General features: G+C 66.5%; 17 protein-coding genes. 16 read left to right on the top strand and 1 reads right to left on the bottom strand.

Translation table 11 applies throughout. The annotated features are described in order from the left end of the window. Nucleotides 1-44 precede the first annotated feature (44 nt). From BM066_RS14210 to BM066_RS14280, 15 genes are all read left to right on the top strand, one after another. Complete coding sequence (locus tag BM066_RS14210) at nucleotides 45-1400, top strand: TIGR03013 family XrtA/PEP-CTERM system glycosyltransferase (RefSeq protein WP_089928929.1); 1356 nt, start codon at nucleotides 45-47, stop codon at nucleotides 1398-1400. Next, nucleotides 1397-2590 carry a glycosyltransferase family 4 protein gene (locus tag BM066_RS14215; RefSeq protein WP_018061246.1) on the top strand — a complete coding sequence of 398 codons (1194 nt, stop codon included), beginning with the start codon at nucleotides 1397-1399 and terminating at the stop codon, nucleotides 2588-2590. Before BM066_RS14210 ends, BM066_RS14215 begins: the two co-directional genes overlap by 4 nt. After that, on the top strand, nucleotides 2587-3615 hold the full coding sequence (locus BM066_RS14220) for a glycosyltransferase family 2 protein (protein WP_089928931.1): 1029 nt from the start codon (nucleotides 2587-2589) through the stop codon (nucleotides 3613-3615). Before BM066_RS14215 ends, BM066_RS14220 begins: the two co-directional genes overlap by 4 nt. Before the next feature lie 69 nt (nucleotides 3616-3684). Next, nucleotides 3685-4194 (top strand): acyltransferase, encoded by a 510-nt coding sequence (locus BM066_RS27275; protein WP_026176402.1) that lies wholly within the window; start codon nucleotides 3685-3687, stop codon nucleotides 4192-4194. Beyond that, nucleotides 4191-5219 (top strand): Gfo/Idh/MocA family protein, encoded by a 1029-nt coding sequence (locus BM066_RS14230; protein WP_018061181.1) that lies wholly within the window; start codon nucleotides 4191-4193, stop codon nucleotides 5217-5219. Before BM066_RS27275 ends, BM066_RS14230 begins: the two co-directional genes overlap by 4 nt. Continuing rightward, the gene (locus BM066_RS14235) at nucleotides 5216-6340 is read left to right on the top strand and encodes a DegT/DnrJ/EryC1/StrS family aminotransferase (RefSeq protein ID WP_089928933.1); all 1125 of its coding nucleotides are present in this window, start codon (nucleotides 5216-5218) and stop codon (nucleotides 6338-6340) included. Before BM066_RS14230 ends, BM066_RS14235 begins: the two co-directional genes overlap by 4 nt. Next, nucleotides 6340-7032: an acyltransferase gene (locus tag BM066_RS27280; RefSeq protein ID WP_018061196.1), complete on the top strand. Its 693-nt coding sequence runs from the start codon at nucleotides 6340-6342 to the stop codon at nucleotides 7030-7032. Before BM066_RS14235 ends, BM066_RS27280 begins: the two co-directional genes overlap by 1 nt. Beyond that, a complete protein-coding gene (locus tag BM066_RS14245; RefSeq protein ID WP_018061197.1) occupies nucleotides 7029-8036 on the top strand; it encodes an NAD-dependent epimerase/dehydratase family protein in 1008 nt (335 codons plus the stop codon). The genes BM066_RS27280 and BM066_RS14245 overlap by 4 nt, the downstream gene beginning before the upstream one ends. Beyond that, nucleotides 8033-9205, top strand: a complete 1173-nt coding sequence (locus BM066_RS14250; protein ID WP_089928935.1) for a DegT/DnrJ/EryC1/StrS family aminotransferase — start codon at nucleotides 8033-8035, stop codon at nucleotides 9203-9205. Before BM066_RS14245 ends, BM066_RS14250 begins: the two co-directional genes overlap by 4 nt. Before the next feature lie 36 nt (nucleotides 9206-9241). After that, the gene (locus BM066_RS14255; RefSeq protein WP_089928937.1) at nucleotides 9242-10090 is read left to right on the top strand and encodes an ABC transporter permease; all 849 of its coding nucleotides are present in this window, start codon (nucleotides 9242-9244) and stop codon (nucleotides 10088-10090) included. Continuing rightward, nucleotides 10074-11363, top strand: coding sequence for an ABC transporter ATP-binding protein (locus tag BM066_RS14260; protein WP_089928939.1), 1290 nt, complete (start codon nucleotides 10074-10076; stop codon nucleotides 11361-11363). The genes BM066_RS14255 and BM066_RS14260 overlap by 17 nt, the downstream gene beginning before the upstream one ends. Then, nucleotides 11360-12355: a glycosyltransferase family 2 protein gene (locus tag BM066_RS14265; protein ID WP_089928941.1), complete on the top strand. Its 996-nt coding sequence runs from the start codon at nucleotides 11360-11362 to the stop codon at nucleotides 12353-12355. Before BM066_RS14260 ends, BM066_RS14265 begins: the two co-directional genes overlap by 4 nt. After that, nucleotides 12310-13398 carry a glycosyltransferase family 8 protein gene (locus BM066_RS14270; RefSeq protein ID WP_177218460.1) on the top strand — a complete coding sequence of 363 codons (1089 nt, stop codon included), beginning with the start codon at nucleotides 12310-12312 and terminating at the stop codon, nucleotides 13396-13398. Before BM066_RS14265 ends, BM066_RS14270 begins: the two co-directional genes overlap by 46 nt. Before the next feature lie 274 nt (nucleotides 13399-13672). Further along, complete coding sequence (locus BM066_RS14275; protein ID WP_143093736.1) at nucleotides 13673-15658, top strand: hypothetical protein; 1986 nt, start codon at nucleotides 13673-13675, stop codon at nucleotides 15656-15658. A gap of 4 nt (nucleotides 15659-15662) precedes the next feature. Next, nucleotides 15663-16916: a glycosyltransferase family 4 protein gene (locus tag BM066_RS14280; RefSeq protein ID WP_177218461.1), complete on the top strand. Its 1254-nt coding sequence runs from the start codon at nucleotides 15663-15665 to the stop codon at nucleotides 16914-16916. A gap of 22 nt (nucleotides 16917-16938) precedes the next feature. Here BM066_RS14280 and BM066_RS14285 read toward each other — a convergent pair whose 3' ends face one another. Then, on the bottom strand, nucleotides 16939-17211 hold the full coding sequence (locus BM066_RS14285; protein WP_089928947.1) for a hypothetical protein: 273 nt from the start codon (nucleotides 17209-17211) through the stop codon (nucleotides 16939-16941). Between the two features lie 191 nt (nucleotides 17212-17402). Between BM066_RS14285 and BM066_RS14290 the strand changes: the two genes are divergently transcribed. Further along, a complete protein-coding gene (locus tag BM066_RS14290) occupies nucleotides 17403-18716 on the top strand; it encodes a putative O-glycosylation ligase, exosortase A system-associated (protein ID WP_089928950.1) in 1314 nt (437 codons plus the stop codon). Nucleotides 18717-18760: the final 44 nt, after the last annotated feature.

Here is an 18760-nt window from a genome sequence, read left to right on the forward strand (position 1 = left end):
ACGCTCCTCGCCGATTCTGCATCCTCGCTTGCCTGGATGTCGGAATGCTCCTGTTAGCCCTGCAGTTTCTGGACATCTCTCGACGATGCTCGGGGTGTTTCGCTGCCCCCCAGGTGCAATTCGATCCGCCGGAGGCCTTTCTGCTGACCGCCGGATTGCTGTTCATCACGACAGCGGCTGGACTTTACAACAACGACGCGGCCCAGAATTTCAGGATCATCCTGAAACGGTTCCTGGTGGCGTGGCTGATCATATTGGTGCCGTCCGTCGCGGTCATCGCCCTGACCAATATCGCCGCTGGACTTCCCTTCAGTGAACATGTCGGCGTCCTGACGCTCGCCATCACCCTGTTCATGCTCATCATGTTGGTGCTGCACATGGTGCTGGGATGGTGGCTGGGGCTGTCGTTCATGAAACGACGGGTTCTGGTGCTCGGCGACGGTCCGGGCGCCGAGGCGGTGACAAAGTTCCTCATTGGGCCTGGTCGCGGCCACTTCCATCACTTGCAGACCATCCGCAATTGGCGGGCGCCGGAATACGCCGTTCCCCGGATCGGCAACCTTCTGGTCGCCGCCCCGGCCTCTGAGCGGGCGCCGCTTTCGATGCTCGCGGAGATGCTGCGCACGGACGAGATCATCGTGGCGGTGGACGACCACGGAGGACTGCCGGTCGCCGAACTCATGGAGTGCAAGCTGCACGGCATGGAAGTGGTCGACGCGCTGATTTTCTGGGAGCGCGAGGCCGGCGTGATCGATTCCTCCAAGGTCGAACCGGGCTGGCTCACCTTCTCCAGCGGCTTTGTCTTCAATCATCGTCACCGCGTGCTCAAGCGCGCGCTCGATCTCATCGTCAGCCTGGCCTTTCTGGTCGTCGCCCTGCCGGTGTGCCTGCTGACGGCCCTGGCCATCCGGCTGGAGAGCCGCGGGCCGATCTTCTATCGGCAGGAGCGCGTCGGCTTGAACGGACGGATCTTCAAGGTTTGGAAGTTCCGCAGCATGAGGACCGACGCCGAGCAGGATGGCGTGGCCCGCTGGGCGGCCTCCGCCGATGATCGGGTGACCCGTGTCGGTCGTTTCATCCGCAAGGTGCGGATCGATGAAATTCCCCAGGTCATCAACGTCCTGGTGGGAGAGATGAGCTTCATCGGCCCGCGGCCGGAACGCCCGTTCTTCGTCGAACAGCTTCGCGAGTTGCTCCCCAACTATGACCTTAGACATCGCATGAGGCCGGGCATCACCGGCTGGGCGCAGGTGAACTATCGCTACGGCGCGTCCGTCGAGGACGCAAAACAGAAGCTCTCCTACGATCTCTACTATCTCAAGAAGAACGACATCCTGCTCGACTTCGTGATCTTGGTGCAGACGATCCGCGTGGTCCTTTTCCCGGACGGCGCCCGGTGACCCACGACCTGGAGCCAACCGCATTCCTTGCCTCGCCGGCGATCGAGCCAACGCCGCGCTTCGACGGGCGCGATGATCGCCCGCACCTGGTCCACGTCTTCCCCAGCTTCAATATCGGGGGCACCCAGGTGCGCTTCGCGGCGCTGGCCGCGGCCCTGCACGCGCGCTTTCGTCATACGGTGGTGTCGCTCAACGGCGACTACAGCGCCGCCGTGCTCGTCCCGCCTTGCGCGCCGGTGCGCTACGCCGATCCGGCGCCGCCGACGCCAGCGTCATTGTCCGCGCGGCTGAGCCTCTATCGCGCCGAACTCGCCACGCTCAAGCCGGACGTGTTGGTGACCTACAACTGGGGAGCCATGGAGGTCGCCTTCGTCAATGCGTTCGGCGGCGGTCCACACGTCCACATGGAAGACGGCTTCGGTCCGGAAGAGGCCGTCCGGCAGTTCACGCGGCGGATTTGGGCGCGTCGGGTCGCCCTCGCTCGCAGCCACGTGGTCGTGCCGTCGCGGACGCTGCAGACCATCGCAATCGACACCTGGCGTCTGGGCAGGCGCAACGTCCAGCACATCCCCAATGGCATCGCCCCGCAGGCGGACTACGTCACGCCCCTGAACAGCCTGCGGCCGAAACTGCCGCGCGGGCTTCCAGTGATCGCCTGGGTCGGCGCGCTCAGGCCCGAGAAAAATCCGCTTCGCCTGCTTCGCGCCTTCGCGCCGCTCAAGACGCGCGCCGCGCTTCTCGTGATCGGCGACGGGCCCGAACGGGACGCCGTCGTGCGGGAAGGCGCGCGGCTCAGGCTCGGAGGGCGTCTGTTTCTTCTGGGGCGCCGGACCGATACGCGCGACCTCATCATGCAGTCCCAGATCCTGGCCCTGTCGAGCGACACCGAACAGATGCCGTTCGCCATCCTGGAAGCGATGGCCGCGGGGCTGCCGGTCGCCTCGACGGACGTCGGAGACGTTCGGGACATGGTGGCGGCGGAAAACCGGCCCTTCGTGGTGCCGCCATCCGAGGTAGACCTCAGTGACGCGTTGCGGGCCCTGATCGCCGACCCGGCGCTGCGGGAGAGCATCGGCCAGGCCAACCGCGCCCGCCAGCGCGACCTCTACGCCCTGTCCACGATGGTCGAAGCCTACGGCGCGCTGTTCGACAGGCTCAGCGCCCGGTCCCGTGCAAGGCGGTCCAGGTGAGGCGGGCGCCGCGCGTTTCCATCATCGTGCCGGCCTATGGGGTCGCCCACCTGCTTGGGGACGCCCTGGCCTCGCTCCAGGGGCAACACCGGCAAGATTGGGAAGCGATCGTGGTCGACGACGGAGCGCCCGATGATGTGGCCGCGGCGTTCGCACGCTTCGCGGACGATCCGCGCTTTCGCCTGTTGCGGACCGACAACCAGGGGGTTTCCACGGCTCGAAACCGCGCTATCGCGGCGTCGACAGCGCCCTTTGTCGCTTTGCTGGACGGCGACGACCTCTACGACCCGACCTATCTCGATCGGATGCTCGCGGCGATAGAAGCCGACGCGGCCCTGGCGTTCGTGGGTTGCGACGCGATCTGCTTCGGCGCGGGCGAGCGCGCTCCGCGGCGCTATTCCGCGATCTACTCCATGGCCGGGCCCGTTTCGCTGGAACGGGTCCTGAATCGCGAGATGAACATCTTCGTGGCCGCGATCATCCGCCGGGAAGCCCTGGACGCGATCGGCGGCTTCGACGGAGGGTTGGTCGCCTCCGAGGACCTGGACCTGTGGATACGCCTGCTGGCGGCGGGATGGGGCGGCGCTGTTCTGGCCGAGCCGCTCGTCCGCTACCGCCGCCGTCCCGGTTCGCTGTCGTCGAGCGCCCGACGCCTTCTGGTCGGCTCGTGCTTGGCCTATCGCAAGGCGTCTGCGGCCCTGGAGGGGCGGGCCGAGCAGGCCACGGCCGATCGCATGCTCGCCGCCTGCGCCCAGATGTTGCGGTGGATGGACGGCGAGGCCCTGATCCTTGGCGGCGACGTCGCCGCGGGCTTGCCGCTGCTGGCGGGCGCCGAGCGGCGCTCCCGGCGCTGGCGCATCGCCATGAGCGTCATGCGACGAGCGCCCCGTCTGGCCGCCTTTCTGCTGCGGATCAGGCCCTGGCTGCCGGGCCCGAGCCGCTCCCCGGGCGGTGGCGTTCCTCCCGAGACGACGGGTCGCACCGACCGCGGAGCCCTGACCGCTCCGTCGCCCATCAAACGATAGGGTGAGGCGCAGGCGATCGATTAAAACAGTAGAGCATTCGCTGAATTCCCGCGGGGGATCTTGTTGGACATGCCCATTACTAGCGATACATCTCTTGGATTAAATGTAGAAATCCCGCAAAAAGAACTCGTAAATTTATATGGGTGTGTCATTGGCGATTTCACTCGCATAGGCGCATTCGTGGAAGTCCAGAAGCGGGCGAAAATTGGCGCGCGATGCAAGATTTCATCTCATAGCTTTATTTGCGAAGGCGTTGTCATCGAGGACGATGTCTTCGTCGGCCACGGGGTGATGTTCACCAACGACCTGTACCCGCGGGCGACGATCGCGGGCGGCGGCTTGCAGACGGAAGCGGACTGGCGGGTCGTTGCGACCATCGTTCGTCAGGGGGCCTCGATCGGTTCCAACGCCACGATCCTCGCCGGCGTCGTCATCGGCGAGGGCGCGCTGGTGGGCGCCGGGGCGGTGGTCACCCGGGACGTGGCCGCCCACGCCATCGTCGCCGGCAATCCCGCCCGACCCCTGCGGGACGCGCGTCGCCCCGCGCATCTCCGACCAGCACAGGAAATCCGCACATGATCGGCGTCGCGGTGATCGGTTACGGCTATTGGGGCCCCAATCTGGCGCGGTGCTTCGCCGAGACGGACGACTGCCGCCTGGTCGCCATCGCGGACTCGTCGCCCGCCAGCCTGGCCCGCGCCGGGAAGCGCTATCCCCATGCGCGCCTGCTGGCCGATTGGCGCGAAGCCTTGGCCGATCCGGAGATCGACGCGATCGCGATCGCGACCCCCGTGCGGACCCACTACGAGATCGCCCGCGCGGCGTTGCAGGCCGGCCGACACGTGCTGGTCGAAAAGCCGATGACCGAGAACTCCGACCAGGCCCGCCAGCTGATCGAGATGGCGGAGCAGCGCGGCCTGACCCTCCTGGTCGACCACACCTTCGTCTATTCCAGCGCCGTGCAGAAGATGAAGGAGCTCATCGCGGCCGACGATCTGGGGCAGATCTATTACTACGACTCGACGCGGATCAACCTGGGCCTGTTTCAGCGCGACGTGAACGTCATCTGGGACCTGGCGGTGCATGATCTGGCGATCCTGCAACATGTTCTCGACAGCCCGCCCACCGCCATTTCCGCCAACGGGATCAGCCATGTGCGCGGGGCGCCCGAGAACATGGCGCAGATCACGCTCTATCTGGAAAGCGGCGCGGTCGCGCACCTGAACGTCAATTGGCTGGCGCCGGTGAAGGTCCGGCGGGTGCTGGTCGCCGGGACCCGAAAGATGATCGTCTGGGACGATCTAGAGCCCAGCGAGAAGATCAAGGTCTACGATCGCGGCGTCAACCTGACCGCCGACCCCGAAGAAATCTACCAGATGCTGGTCAGCTACCGGATCGGCGACATGTGGGCGCCGCGGCTGTCCACCGCCGAACCCGTCCTCACCGAAACGACGCACTTCATCGCCTGCATCAAGGACGGCCTGACCCCGATCACGGATGGCCGCATGGGCCTCCAGGTCGTGGAGATGCTCGAGGCGGCGACCCGTTCGATGAGCATGCGCGGCCATCCCATCGAGCTGAGCCCCCAGCGGAGAGCGTCATGATCCCGTTTCTCGACCTCCAGCTTCAGCACCGCGCGCTTGAGCCCGAGCTCGCGGAGGCCGCGCGCCGCGTGATCGCCAGCGGCCAGTTCGTCCTTGGCGAACACAACGCGGCGTTCGAGGCGGCCTTCGCGGCGTTCTGCGGCTGTCCCCATGCCGTCACGGTCAACACCGGAACCTCGGCGCTGCACCTGGCCCTGCTCGCGGCCGGCGTCCGGCCGGGCGACGAGGTGATCACCACGCCCTCGACCTTCGTCGCCACCGTGGCCGCGATCCAGTACGCCGGGGCGACCGCCCGGCTTGTCGACATCGATCCCGAAACCTGGACGATGGACCCGGCCCTGCTCGAAGCCGCCATCACGCCGCGGACGAAGGCGATCGTTCCGGTGCACCTGCATGGGCGCCTGGCGGACATGGCTCCGATCATGGCGATCGCCCGCGCCCATGACCTGACCGTGATAGAGGATGCGGCCCAGGCGCACGGCGCCGAACTGGACGGACGGCGCGCCGGCGCCATTGGCGACATCGGCTGCTTCAGCTTCTATCCGGGCAAGAACCTCGGGGCCTGCGGCGAAGGCGGAGCCGTCACCACGCACCGCGCCGACCTGGCCGCCCGCGTCCGGCTGTTGCGGGACTGGGGGCAGGAACGGAAGTACCTGCACGTCGAAAAGGGCTTCAACTATCGGCTGGATGAACTCCAGGCCGCCCTGCTGAACGTCAAGTTGCCGCATCTGGAAAGCTGGACGCAGATGCGCCGCCACGCCGCGGCGCGCTACGACCGGAACCTGGCCGGCGCGGGCGTCCAGCAGCCCGCGCCGCCACGGGGCCGCAACCACGTCTACCATGTGTACGCGGTCCGGGTTCCCGATCGCGACACCGTACGCGCCAGGCTCGCCCCCGACGTCGGAACCAACATCCACTATCCGATCCCGGTGCATCTGCAGCCGGCCTATGCGGACCTCGGCTACGGGCGCGGCGACTTCCCGGCCAGCGAGCGGCTGGCGGACGAAACCCTGTCGCTGCCGATGTTTCCCGGCATCACGGACGAGCAGGTGGACGCGGTCTGTGACGCCCTGCGTGAAGCGTGCGGGGTGTCTTCCTCGATTCCCGGAAAGGCCGCCTGATGAGCCTCCCACGCACCGCCAGGGCCGTACACGGCCTGAAAACGGTCCAGCCCGATCCGGCCTTCGAGATCGCGTTCGCCCAGGATCTGGCGCACCGCTGCGCGCCGTCGGAAATCATGGCTCTGTTCCGCCGCTTCAACCAGGGCGAGGACCACATCGATTTCCTGATGCGGCGAACCTGTGTTCGCGCCTTGGCGAGACGGTGCGGGTCAGGCCTTCGGATCGGGCCTGGCGTCGGTCTGCGTCACGTCGAGACGTTCGAGATCGGCGACGGCGTGGTGATCGGCGAACAGGTCATGATCCATGGCCGGTTCGACGGTACATGCGTGATCGGGAACAAGGTCTGGATTGGCGCGCAGGCCTTTCTCGACGCCCGTGACCTGGTGATCGGCAACAATGTCGGCTGGGCGCCGGGCGCCAAGGTGCTTGGTTCGCAACACTCTGGCCTGCCGATCGACGTGCCGATCATAGCGACGGACCTGCTCATCCCGCGGACCACGGTCGAGGATGACGCGGATATCGGCGTGAACGCCGTCCTGCTGCCCGGCGTCACGATCGGCCGCGGGGCGATTGTCGGGGCCGGCGCCGTCGTCACCAAGGACGTGCCCGCCTTCTCGAAGGCGGCCGGCTGTCCGGCCCAGGTGATCGGCTACCGAGACGGCCGCGAGGTCTTGGCGGAGGCCTCGCAATGACCCGTCCCCTCTACGACCTGTCGGGCCGCAAGGTGCTCGTCACGGGCGGCGCCGGCTTCATCGGCAGCCGTACGGTCGACCATCTCCTCATGGCCGGCGCCGGCGAGATCGTCGTGGTCGACGACATGGTGCGCGGCCGGCGCGACAATCTCGCCCTCTCGCTCGCGAGCGGCCGGGTTCGCCTGGTGCAGGGCGACATCTGCGATCGCGCGCTGATGAACGATCTGGTGAGCGGGTCGGACACCGTTTTCCATCTGGCCGCGCTGCGCATCACCCAATGCGCGGCGGAGCCGCGCCGCGCCATCGAGGTGATGGTCAACGCCACCTACGACCTCCTGGAAGCGTGCGTCGCGGCGAAGGTGCGGAAGGTCGTCATGGCCTCATCGGCGTCGATCTACGGCATGGCCTCGTCGTTCCCCACCCGCGAGGATCACAACCCTTACGCCAACCGCACCCTCTACGGCGCGGCGAAGACCTTCGCCGAAGGCCTGCTCCGAACCTTCAACGACATGTACGGGCTAGACTATGTCGCGATGCGCTATTTCAACGCCTATGGCCCGCGCATGGACGTCCATGGCCGCTACACCGAGGTGCTGATCCGCTGGATGGAGCGCATCGATGCAGGGCTGCCGCCGATCGTGTACGGCGCCGGCGATCAGACCATGGACATGGTGCATGTGGACGACATCGCCCGCGCCAACCTGCTCGCGGCGCGCGCGCCGGTGAGCGACCTCGTGCTCAATATCGGCAGCGGGGAGGAAACCAGCCTGGCCCGTCTGGCGGAGCTGATCGCCCAGGCCATGGGCGGCAAGGGCTTGATGCTGGTGCATGAGCAGGAGCGCGCCGTGAACCCGGTGCCCAAGCGCCTCGCGGACATTTCCCTGGCCATGGAGCGGATCGGTTACGCGCCGAGGGTCTCCCTCGAGGATGGTCTGCGCGGCCTGGTCGCCTGGTGGCGCGCGGAAAAATCCAGGACCGCGACAGCGAAAGGAGAGGTGGCATGATCCCGATCACGAAACCCTTGCTGGACGAATCCGAGGCCCAGGCCGCGGCCGAGGCCGTCCTGTCCGGCTGGCTCAGCCAGGGCGCGCAGGTCGCCGCCTTCGAGGCCGAGTTCGCGCAGCGGGTAAGGGCGCCCTACGCCTGCGCGGTCTCGAACTGCACGACGGCGCTTCATCTCGCGTTGCTGGTCGCCGGCGTCGGCCCCGGGGATGAGGTCATCACCGTCAGTCACAGCTTCATCGCCACCGCCAACGTGGTGCGGCAATGCGGCGCCACGCCCGTGTTCATCGACATCGATCCCGTCACGTACAATCTGGACCCTGAACTGCTCGCCGCCGCCATCAGTGCGCGGAGCAAGGCCATCCTCTGCGTGCATCAGCTCGGTCTGCCCTGCGACCTCCGGCGCATCTTGTCGATCGCGGGCGCGCATAAACTGGCGGTCATCGAGGATGCGGCCTGCGCCATCGGCTCGGAAATCCGCCTCGACGGAGCCTGGGCGCCGATCGGCGCGCCGCACGGCGACGTCGCCTGTTTTTCCTTCCATCCGCGCAAGGTGATCACGACCGGCGAAGGCGGCATGCTGACGACCGGGCACCCCGACTGGGATCGCCAGTTCCGGTTGTTGCGCCAGCACGGGATGAGCGTGCCCGATACGGCGCGCCATCACGCTAGCGATGTCGTGTTCGAGGAATACCCGGTCAGCGGGTTCAACTACCGGATGACCGACGTCCAAGCCGCGATCGGCCGCCGACAACTCGAGCGTCTGTCGGAAATCGTGACGCGCCGCAGGGTGCTTGCCGCCGCCTACGACCGCATGCTCGCCGAAGTTCCGGGCGTGAGGACTCCGTGCGAGCCGGCCTGGGCGCGCGGCAACTGGCAGAGCTACTGTGTCCGCCTTCCCGACGGCGTCGACCAGCAGCGGATCATGCAATCGATGCTGGACGGCGGGGTGGCCACCCGGCGCGGCGTCATGTGCTCGCACCTGGAGGCGCCCTATGCCGGGATGGGCGCCGGATCGCTACCCCATTCCGAACAGGCGCATCGCCGCTGCATCCTGCTGCCCCTCTATCCGCAGATGAGCCACGACGACCAGCGCGAGGTCGTCGACGCGCTGCGCCTCGCCCTGGTCGCGGAACGCTGGGCGTCCGACCCGCCGCGCGAAGTGGCCTGAGATGACCCGCGCGCTTCCCATCGATCGGACACCCCGATGACCGCCGCGGCCTTGTCCAAACCCGATCGCCGGCCGATCGACATCCGGCCGGGCAGGTCCTTGGGGAACCTGGAGCTGGAAGAGCTCTGGCAGTACCGCGAGCTGCTCTATTTCCTCATCCTGAGGGAACTCAAGATCCGGTATCGACAGGCGGCGATCGGCGCCGCATGGGCCTTGATCCAGCCCATCATGGCCGTGGCGATCTTCAGCGTGGTGTTCGGCCACTTCGCGAAGATGCCGTCGGGCGGCGTGCCCTATCCGATCTTCGCCTTCACCGCCGTCCTGCCCTGGATGTACTTCGCCGAGGCCGTCCGTCGCGGTTCGACCGGGCTCGTCAGCGATTCCGACTTGATCCGCAAGATCTACTTCCCCCGGTTGCTTGTTCCGCTTGCCATGGTGGCCGCGCCGCTCGTCGATTTCGCCGCGGGATTTGTCGTGCTCCTGGCGATACTTTTCTTCTACCAAGTTGATATCACCATATACATCCTTCTCTTGCCATTATTTCTTCTGGTGGCCCTCAGCCTCTCGCTATCCGTGGCGCTTTGGCTTGGACCTTTGAGTGTTCGATTTCGCGATGTCATGCATGTGCTGCCATTCGTCATCCAGGTCTGGATGTATGCTTCGCCCATTGCCTATCCGATGGCCATCGTTCCTGAGCGCTGGCGGCTTCTGTACAGCCTCAACCCCATGGTGGGGGTGATCGAAGGCTTCCGCTGGGTGCTCCTGCGCGACGGCCACCCGGATTTCAGAGCGATCGCGATCAGCTGCGTGATCATCTCGGCCTGCCTGGCGGGCGGCTTGGTCTACTTCAAGAAGATGGAGCGCTCCTTTGCGGACGTCATCTGATCCGGCGGGTTCCATCGCCATCGAGGCGCGCGGGCTTGGCAAGAAATATCGGCTCCAGGGTCGCGGCCGGCGGCACGACACGGTTCGTGACATCCTGGCCTCGGCCGTCGGCGCCGCGCTCAGGGGCGTTCGCGAGCCGCGCCGCCCCGCCGAAAGCTTCTGGGCTCTGAAGGACGTCTCGTTCCAGATCCGGCACGGCGAGAATGTCGGCGTTCTCGGCCTCAACGGTGCGGGCAAGAGCACCTTGCTGAAGGTGCTTTCGAGGGTGACCAGCCCGACGACGGGGCAGGCCCGGATCCATGGCCGCCTGGGGTCGCTGCTTGAGGTCGGCACCGGCTTTCACGGCGAGCTGACCGGGCGCGAGAACATATTTCTCTACGGGGCGATCCTGGGCATGAAGAAGTCCGAGACGGAACGGAAGTTCGACGAGATCGTCGCCTTCGCCGAGCTCGAAGAGTTCATCGACATGCCGGTGAAACGATATTCGAGCGGCATGTACGTTCGCCTGGCGTTCGCCGTCGCGGCCCACCTGGAACCGGACATCCTGCTTCTGGACGAGGTCCTGTCGGTCGGAGACCTGCCCTTCCAGCGAAAGTGCATGGATTTCGCGCGGAACCTGCAGAAACGGCGCGCGACGATCGTTCTGGTCTCCCACAACATGTTCAGCATCAAGAGCATGTGCGACCGGGTCATCTACCTTCGGGGCGGGCGCGTTCAATTCGATGGCCCGACGGAAAAAGGCGTCGAACTCTACGAGGCCGATTGCCGGCTCAGCGCGGTGCCCTGGGCGAGCCACGAGGCCGCCGACTGGCCGATCGCCATCACCGATGTCATGGTGATGGACGAGGCCCACGCGCCAAGGGCCATATTCGACCACGGCGAAAGAATGCGGGTGCGGGTCGACTACGCCACGACCCGGCCCGTGGACGCTCCCAATTTCGTGATTTCGATCGTGCGGTCGGACGGGGTCGCCTGCTGCTGCTACAGCACTGAGCTGGACGGGATTGTCGTCGCCTCCTCGTCGGGTCGCGGCGCGATCGAGTTGCTCACGCCGCCGCTCGCCCTGATCTCCGAGCACTACAGGATCGAGATCCTCGTGCGCGAGAAGGGCTTTCAGAAGCTTATCTGCGCCCAGGGCGGCGGCTCCTTCCACGTGAGGCACCCGATGCTGGACACGCACTTTGGCGTGTTCCACGAGCCTGGAGCGTGGGAACTGGAAGACGGCCGGCGGCCGGCGACCCTCCGGACCATCGCTATGGGGGCGGGGTCGTGAAACCGGCAGGCGTCGACGTCATCGTTCCCTGCTACAACTACGGCCGTTACCTGCGGGGGTGCGTGGCGAGCGTTCTGCGGGAAACGCGGATTCCGATCCGCGTTCTGATCATCGACGACGCCTCGAACGACGGTTCGGCGGCGGAGGCCCGCGAGATCGCCGCGGAGGATGACCGGGTCGAGTTCATCGTCCATCGCGTCAACCAGGGCCACATAGCCACCTTCAACGAAGGCATCGGTTGGGTGCGGGCGGACTATATGCTGCTCCTCTCGGCCGACGACCTGGTGGCGCCCGGGGCCCTGGCGCGGGCGGTCGGGCTGATGGAAAGCCATCCGGACGTCGCCTTCGTGCACGGCCGCGCCATCCGATTCTCGCACGAGGATGAACTCGATCCCCTCCCCGAAAGCGTCGACGCCGACGGCGCGACGATCCTCAGGGGCGTCGACTTCATCGGCGACCTGTGCGCCCGCCCGGTCAATCCGGTCGAGACCGCCACCGCGGTCGTGCGCAGCAGCATCCAGAAGCGGATCGGCGGCTACCGCCCCCAATTGCTGCATACGGGCGATCTGGAGATGTGGTTGCGCTGCGCCGCCTACGGAAATGTCGGCGTGATCGGCGCGGTCCAGGGCTATGTCCGCCTGCACGCCAACAATATGCGCGACAGGTACAAGGGCCCGGCGGACTACCAACAACGATACGAGGCCTTCGTTGATTTCTTCGATCACAACTCGGCGGTGATCGCCAACGCCCCACAACTGAAACGTCAAGCCCTGAGGGCGCTTGCCCGTCAACTGGTGCGCGACGCTTCGAACGCCCTCGACAATGGGCGGCGTTACGCGTGGATGATCGCGCTGGCGCGGAAGATCTGGCCTGGGGTTCGTTGGACGAGATCCTATTGGAGGCTGGCCCTCAAAGGGATCGTCGCGCCCCTCCTGGCGCGCGGGACGTGGAAGGGTTCGCCAAAGCCCGCGGATACTGGGCCAACGCCGTGAAAACCGCTCCGAACGAAACGTCCCCGCCGCTTGCAGGGCGCGCGCCCGGCGAACAGGCAAGGGCGGCGGACAGGACGATCACGGTCCTGTTCTGTTGCGATCCCGGTTACTACCAGCACTTGGCCGTCGCCCTGGTTTCATTGCTGCTGAACAACGCGAGCAATTTCCTGGACGTACACCTGATATCGAGCCGCCGAGACTCCGCCCCGGAGTTGAAACTGGCCGAATCCTTACGCGGATATCGCAATTTTCGACTTCGTATCTACTATTGGAGAAGCAATCAAAACCTATACACGTCGCATCACATAACGATGGAAACCTATACAAGGCTGTTCGCAGCAACCATACTAGACGATTCCATCGACAAGATCCTTTATCTGGACTCGGACCTGATCGTCGTGGACGACCTGATGAACCTATGGCGGACGGATGTTCGGGATCACGTCCTGGCCGCCGTTCCGGATCCCTTTGGCCTGTGGCGTCGCGAGGCGCTGGGCATGCCCCGCGAGGGTTCCTACGTGAACGCCGGCGTCCTCCTGCTGAACCTGGCCAGGTGGCGCTCTGACGATCTGACAAGGCGGCTCGCCGATTTCATCGCGCGAGAAGGCGATAATCTCGTCTTCCATGATCAGGACGCGATCAACGCGATCCTTCATGCCGCGACCAAGGTCCTGCCTTACCGCTGGAACCTCCAGGCCAGGATGCTTCGCCCCCACCGGCTGACCTCGCTCGCCGATCATGCCGCGATCGCGCGGGCCGCGCGGTCGCCGGCGATCATTCACTACACGTCGGCCCGGAAGCCCTGGCTGTTCGTGGCGGCGACGCCGGGGAAGCAGCTTTACCGCCACTATCTTCGACTCACCGCGTGGCGCACGGCCCCGCCGATCGGCAAGAGCTGGTCGCGCCTACCGGAATACCTGGCCAATCACGCCCTGGACCTTCTCGGATCCGACTATACGTGGGAGCGGGTTTTGCGAAGCACCACCGTCGGTCGCATCATCGACAGGTCCGCCCGCCTGCTTGCGACGGGCCGAGCTCACTAGAGCCCAGGCCTGCCAGAACTGATCGCACCGGACCGGGGCTCTGGATATCTGTTTTGGGCGTTTTCTTCACGCGAACTGCAATCCACTTCGCTTGAAAATGCTCTAGCGGGGTTTCGAGCCAAGAGCCCCCGTGCGGCGCGAGAAACCTCCAACCTGTCAAATGACCCGGCCGCCGCGGCCGCTGGGCGCCACGCTGGCCTGAGCGCCCCTCGCCTGGGCGTAGCGCTGCCAGACCTGTTGTCGCGCTGGCGTTGCCGGGAGCGTCGGACCAGACATGCGTTGGGTTTTGCTCGTCGTCCTTCTGTTGGGGTTCGCGCCCCGCGCGGCCACCGCGGCCGAGCCGTTCAAGGGCGACGCCGCGAGATTTCGCATCACGAACGATGCCGACAGCGCCATCACCAGGCGGATCGTCTCTTTCGGCCAAGTCTTCCGGCGCGGCCAGGTGAGGCCGAATTCGCGCCTGGCGGTCAAGCTGGGAGGCGCGATCGCGCGGTCGCAGATGGACGCCAAGGCCCTGTACCCCGACGGCTCCGTGCGCCACGCGATCATCACCATCCAGGCGCCTGGCATGACGCGAGAAGGGGTGCTCGACGGTGTCATCGCAACAGCGGCCGCCGGTCCGTCGCCAGCGGTGGCCGCCCCTCCGCGGCCCGTACCGAACGTCCAGCTGGCGTTGACCTTCCATATTCGCCCCGATCGGGTCGAGACCTTCAACATCGACCTGCGGAACCTCGCACAGGCCGGCGAGAGGCCTTGGCTCAACGGTCCGTTGGTGCGGGAACGACGCTATGCCTCCGAGCGCATGCACGGCGTCCAGGTCGTGTTCGACGTGTGGACGCCGGCGGTGGGCGCGCCCCGCGTGGATGTGATCTTCCACAACGACATCGCGCAGAACCCGGACATTTCGACCCAAGTCTATGACGCGAGCCTGAGTATTGACGGGACGCCGGCCTACCGGGTCCAAGGCGTCGCGCATTACCCCTATGCGACCTGGCACAAAGTGATCTGCGCCGACAGAACGCCGCCGCCGCGGGTCACGCCGGACCTCGAACTGTTGATCGCCACCGGCGCCGTGCCGCGCTATGCCCGTTTCCAGCCGGACCGGGGCGCGACCGATGCGGCCCACCGATTGGCGACCCGCAACGATCGGCCGCTCGGAATGGCGAATATCACGCCCTACATGCCCGCCACCGGAGGGCGTGCGGACATCGGGCCGCTGCCCGCCTGGGCGGTGTTCTATCTCCTCGATCCGTCGCGGGAGAACCAGGAGACGCTTCTGGCCAACGCCGACGCGGCGGGATCCATCCCCTGGCACGTCCGCGACGTGCGCACCGGCGGCCCGATCGACATCGACCAGCACCCCCTGGTCTGGCTGGACAAGCGCGGTGTCGCGGCGCCGGGCGTGCTGGGCCGGAGGTACGAGATCCGCGACACGCGCTGGCAGCCCGACGACGCCCATCAACCGTCGCTCACCTACCTGCCCTATCTGCTCACAGGCTCGCAGTACTATCGCGATGAACTCGCGATGCAGGCGGGCTTCGACCTTCTGTCGATGAATCCGGAGTATCGCGGCCAGGCGGCGGGCATCCTGCTGGGGTCGCAGGTCCGCGCCGTCGCCTGGTCCCTGCGCACACTGGCCAACGCGGCCTACATCCTGCCCAGCGACAGCCCCTTGCCGCGCTATTTCGAAGCCAAGCTCAAAGGCAATCTGGACGAGATCGTGCGCCGATACGTGAAGGGCGACGAAGCCGGGGCCGGCGACCTGCACGGCTACCTGCCGGGCCCCTACGCCCAGGAAGGCGCCACGCCGCCGTGGCAGAGCGACTACTTGGTCATGGTGCTCGGCTGGATCGACAGCATGGGCTATCCGCAGGCGCGCACGATCATGGCCTGGATGACCAATTTCGTGGCCGGCCGCTTCACCAACGCCCAGCATGGGTACGACCCGATCTACGGCACCCCGTATTTTCTGATCGTGGCCGACCCGGCGTGGAAGCACCCGTTCACCACCTGGCCCGAGGCCTTCAAGGCCACTTTCGATCCGGTGCGCCAGCCCGTGACCACGCTCGACTACCCCGATTGGGCGGGAGGCTACGCCGCGCTCGCGCGGGCCTCGCTCGCCTCGATCATCAACGCGACCGGATCCGCCCAGGCCCGGCAAGCCTACGACTTCGTCAAGGCCCAGACCCCGCGGATGGACGCCAGCTATCCCAAGGATCCCGCCTTCGCGATCACTCTCGCCACCCCGATCAAGGAGTAGGAGCATGTATCAGCGCCCGCTACGGATCCTCTATCATCACCGGATCGCAGCGTCGGACGGCATGCGGGTCCACATCGCCGAGGTGGTCGCCGCGCTCAGAAACCAGGGGCACCTGGTGCGAGTCGTCGGGCCCACCTCGGCCGACGAGGCCCAGACGGCGGGCGGCAGCAGCCGGCTCGAACGCGCTGCGGACCTGTTGCGACGGCGGCTTCCGCCCGCGGTGTTCGAGCTTCTCGAGCTGGCCTACAACATCCCGGCCTATCTCAGGCTGCGAAGCCACGTACGCGCGTTCCGGCCGGACGTGCTCTACGAACGCTACAACCTCTTCCTGCTGGCCGGCCTTCTGCTGCGGAGACGTCATCGCCTACCGATGTTGCTGGAGGTGAACTCCCCCCTGGCGGCGGAGCGCGGTTCCTTTGGCAAGCTGCAATTGACGTCCGTGGCGCGCGCCTGCGAGACGGCGCTCTGGCGAGGGGCGGACGCGGTTTTGCCCGTGACAGAAGTGCTGGCCGCCGAGGTGCGGCGAGCCCGCCTCGGACCGGAGGGGGTGCACGTGATCGCCAACGGCGCGGATCCGTGGCGGCTTCCGGCGGCCGGCTCCGGCGCGCGCCTGCGTCGGGACCTCGGCTTGCCGACCGCCGCCGTGGTGCTGGGCTTTGTCGGCTTCGTCCGCGATTGGCATGGCGTGGGCTGGGCCGTGGAGGCGTTGCCGCAGCTTCCGCCGGAGGCTCACCTGTTGATCGTCGGGGACGGCCCGAGCTTGCAGCACCTGCAGGCTCGGGCCGAGGCGCTCGGCGTGGGCGCGCGCCTGCACTGCGTGGGCCGCGTGCCGCACCCGCGGGTGGCCGCCTACACGCAGACCTTCGACATTGCGTTGCAGACCGCTTCGACCCCTTACGCATCACCGTTGAAGCTCTTCGAATACATGGCCCTAGGTCGCGCCATCATCGCGCCCGACCAGCCGAACATCCGCGAGGTGTTGGCCGACGGCCGCAACGCCCTGCTGTTCACGGTGGGGAGCCAGGCGTCCTTCACCGCGGCCCTGCTGCGGTTGTGCGGAGACATCGAGCTTCGCCGCGAACTCGGCGCCGAAGCGCGGCGCACGGTCGAGCAGACGCCCTACACCTGGGCGCACAACGCCGGCCGCATCGCGGCGCTGGCTCGCGCCGTTCAGACGTCTAGAGCATTTTCAAGCGAAGTGGACACCGGTTCGCGTGAAGAAAATGCGTTAAAACAAAAACCTAGAGCGCCGGCCTGATGCAATCAGGTCAGGAAAGGCTCTAGAACGGCCGTCCCGGCCGACGTTGGACGGCCTTCCATCTCGGTTCCGCACGGCTGATATCGAGCGCCTCCGACGCCGGCGGAACGAGGGGCGCGTCGCGATGGGGGGAGGCCTTCCACTTCGGAGCGGCGCCCGCTGGAGCGCTCCTGCTCGACTTCATGCCGAGCAGCCCCGTTTCGGCGGCGTCCTCGCCCGCGTCCGCCCGCCGGTAGACCCACCACGCCACCGCCAGAAAGGCGATGATCTCCAAAGCGAACAGAATGCCGGTCATGTCGGGCCTCCTGGGCCTATTGCCCGACAATGCGCCCATGCCCGCACGCGCAAATGACACTCGCGTCCAGCAATCGGGGCGGCGGCGTCCACGTCCGGGCGTGTCGGCGCAGGAAAGCGGCCTAAGGACCATCATTTGCCGCAGAGCAGCCGGGCGCCCCAGCGCACCCTGTGGCGCATGCGAGGCCCTCCATGCGCGATCTGATCCTCCTGGCCGCTCTGATCGGCATCATACCGATGATCCTGCGCGCCCCCATCGTGGGCCTCGTGGCCTGGCTCTGGATCGCGATGATGAACCCCCAGCGCGAAGTCTATGGCTTCCTCATGGGCTTCCCGATCAACTTCCCGATCGCCGTGCTGACAGGCCTGGCGTGGATGATCTCCAAGGAGCGCAAGCTGGCTCCGCTGAACCCGTTCACGGTGTTCATCATCCTCTTCGCGCTGTGGGCCTGCCTGGCCACCTACCTCGCCCTGGATCGAACATACTCGCTGACGATCTGGAGCCGCGCGATCAAGACGATCGTCCTGGTCCTGGCGGTCGCGACGCTGGCCAACACCAAGGCGCGCATCCAGGCGGTGATCTGGATCTGCGTCGCTTCGCTTGGCTACTACGCCGTCAAGGGGGGCGGCCATGTCCTGCTGACCGGTGGGGGGCAACGCGTCAACGGCCCCGGTGACACGATGATCGGGGACAACAATTCGCTCGCCCTGGCCCTGGTCATCGTGCTGCCGCTGATGAACTACCTGCAGGCGACAAGTCGCGCTCCACTGGCCCGCCTGACGTGCCTGACCGTCTTGGGCTTCTCCCTCCTGACGATCGTCGGCACCTATTCCCGCGGCGCCTTGTTGGCGCTGGGCGCGGCGGCCGCGGCCTATGCCTTGAGAACCCGGGCCGCGGCCAAGTTCGTGGTGGTGGGGGTGGTGATGGCGGCCACGCTGCCAAGCGTCGTGCCGTCGAGCTGGTTCGAGCGGATGGCCACGATCCAGTCCTACAACGAAGACGCCTCGTTCGAGGGCCGGGTCGCGGCCTGGGCCACCAGCGTCAACATCGCGACCGCGCGTCCGCTCACCGGCGGCGGGTTTTCCGCCGTCGAGCTTGATCCGGTGGCGCGGCAATTCCAGTCGCCGGGCAGCCTGAGGGCGGGCCGGGCGGCACACAGCATCTACTTTCAGGTGTTGGGCGACACGGGGTTCGTGGGCCTGGCCCTCTACCTGCTGATGATCGCGGCCGCCGCACTCAACACGATCCTCGTGCTCGCGGCGACGCGCGACCGTCCGGACCTTGGCTGGGCCAACCTGCTGGCGCGGATGCTTCAGGTGAGCATCGTGGCCATGCTGGTCGGGGGCGCGGCTCTCTCGATGGCCTACTACGACGGCTTCCTCGTGCTCCTGGCCATCACGGCCTCGCTGCACCGGGTCGTGCGCGGGTCCGCGCCTCAGGCCGCTACGACCATCGCCGCCCCGTGGAAGCGATCCACGTTGGCGCTAACGCCTCGCGCAGAATAGAAATAAAGCCATGGAAATATCCTTTGAGTGAAGGGGTTCAGCAA

It is taken from the genome of Caulobacter sp. UNC279MFTsu5.1 (genome assembly GCF_900114015.1).
In the GTDB taxonomy this organism is placed as follows: Bacteria; Pseudomonadota; Alphaproteobacteria; order Caulobacterales; family Caulobacteraceae; genus Caulobacter.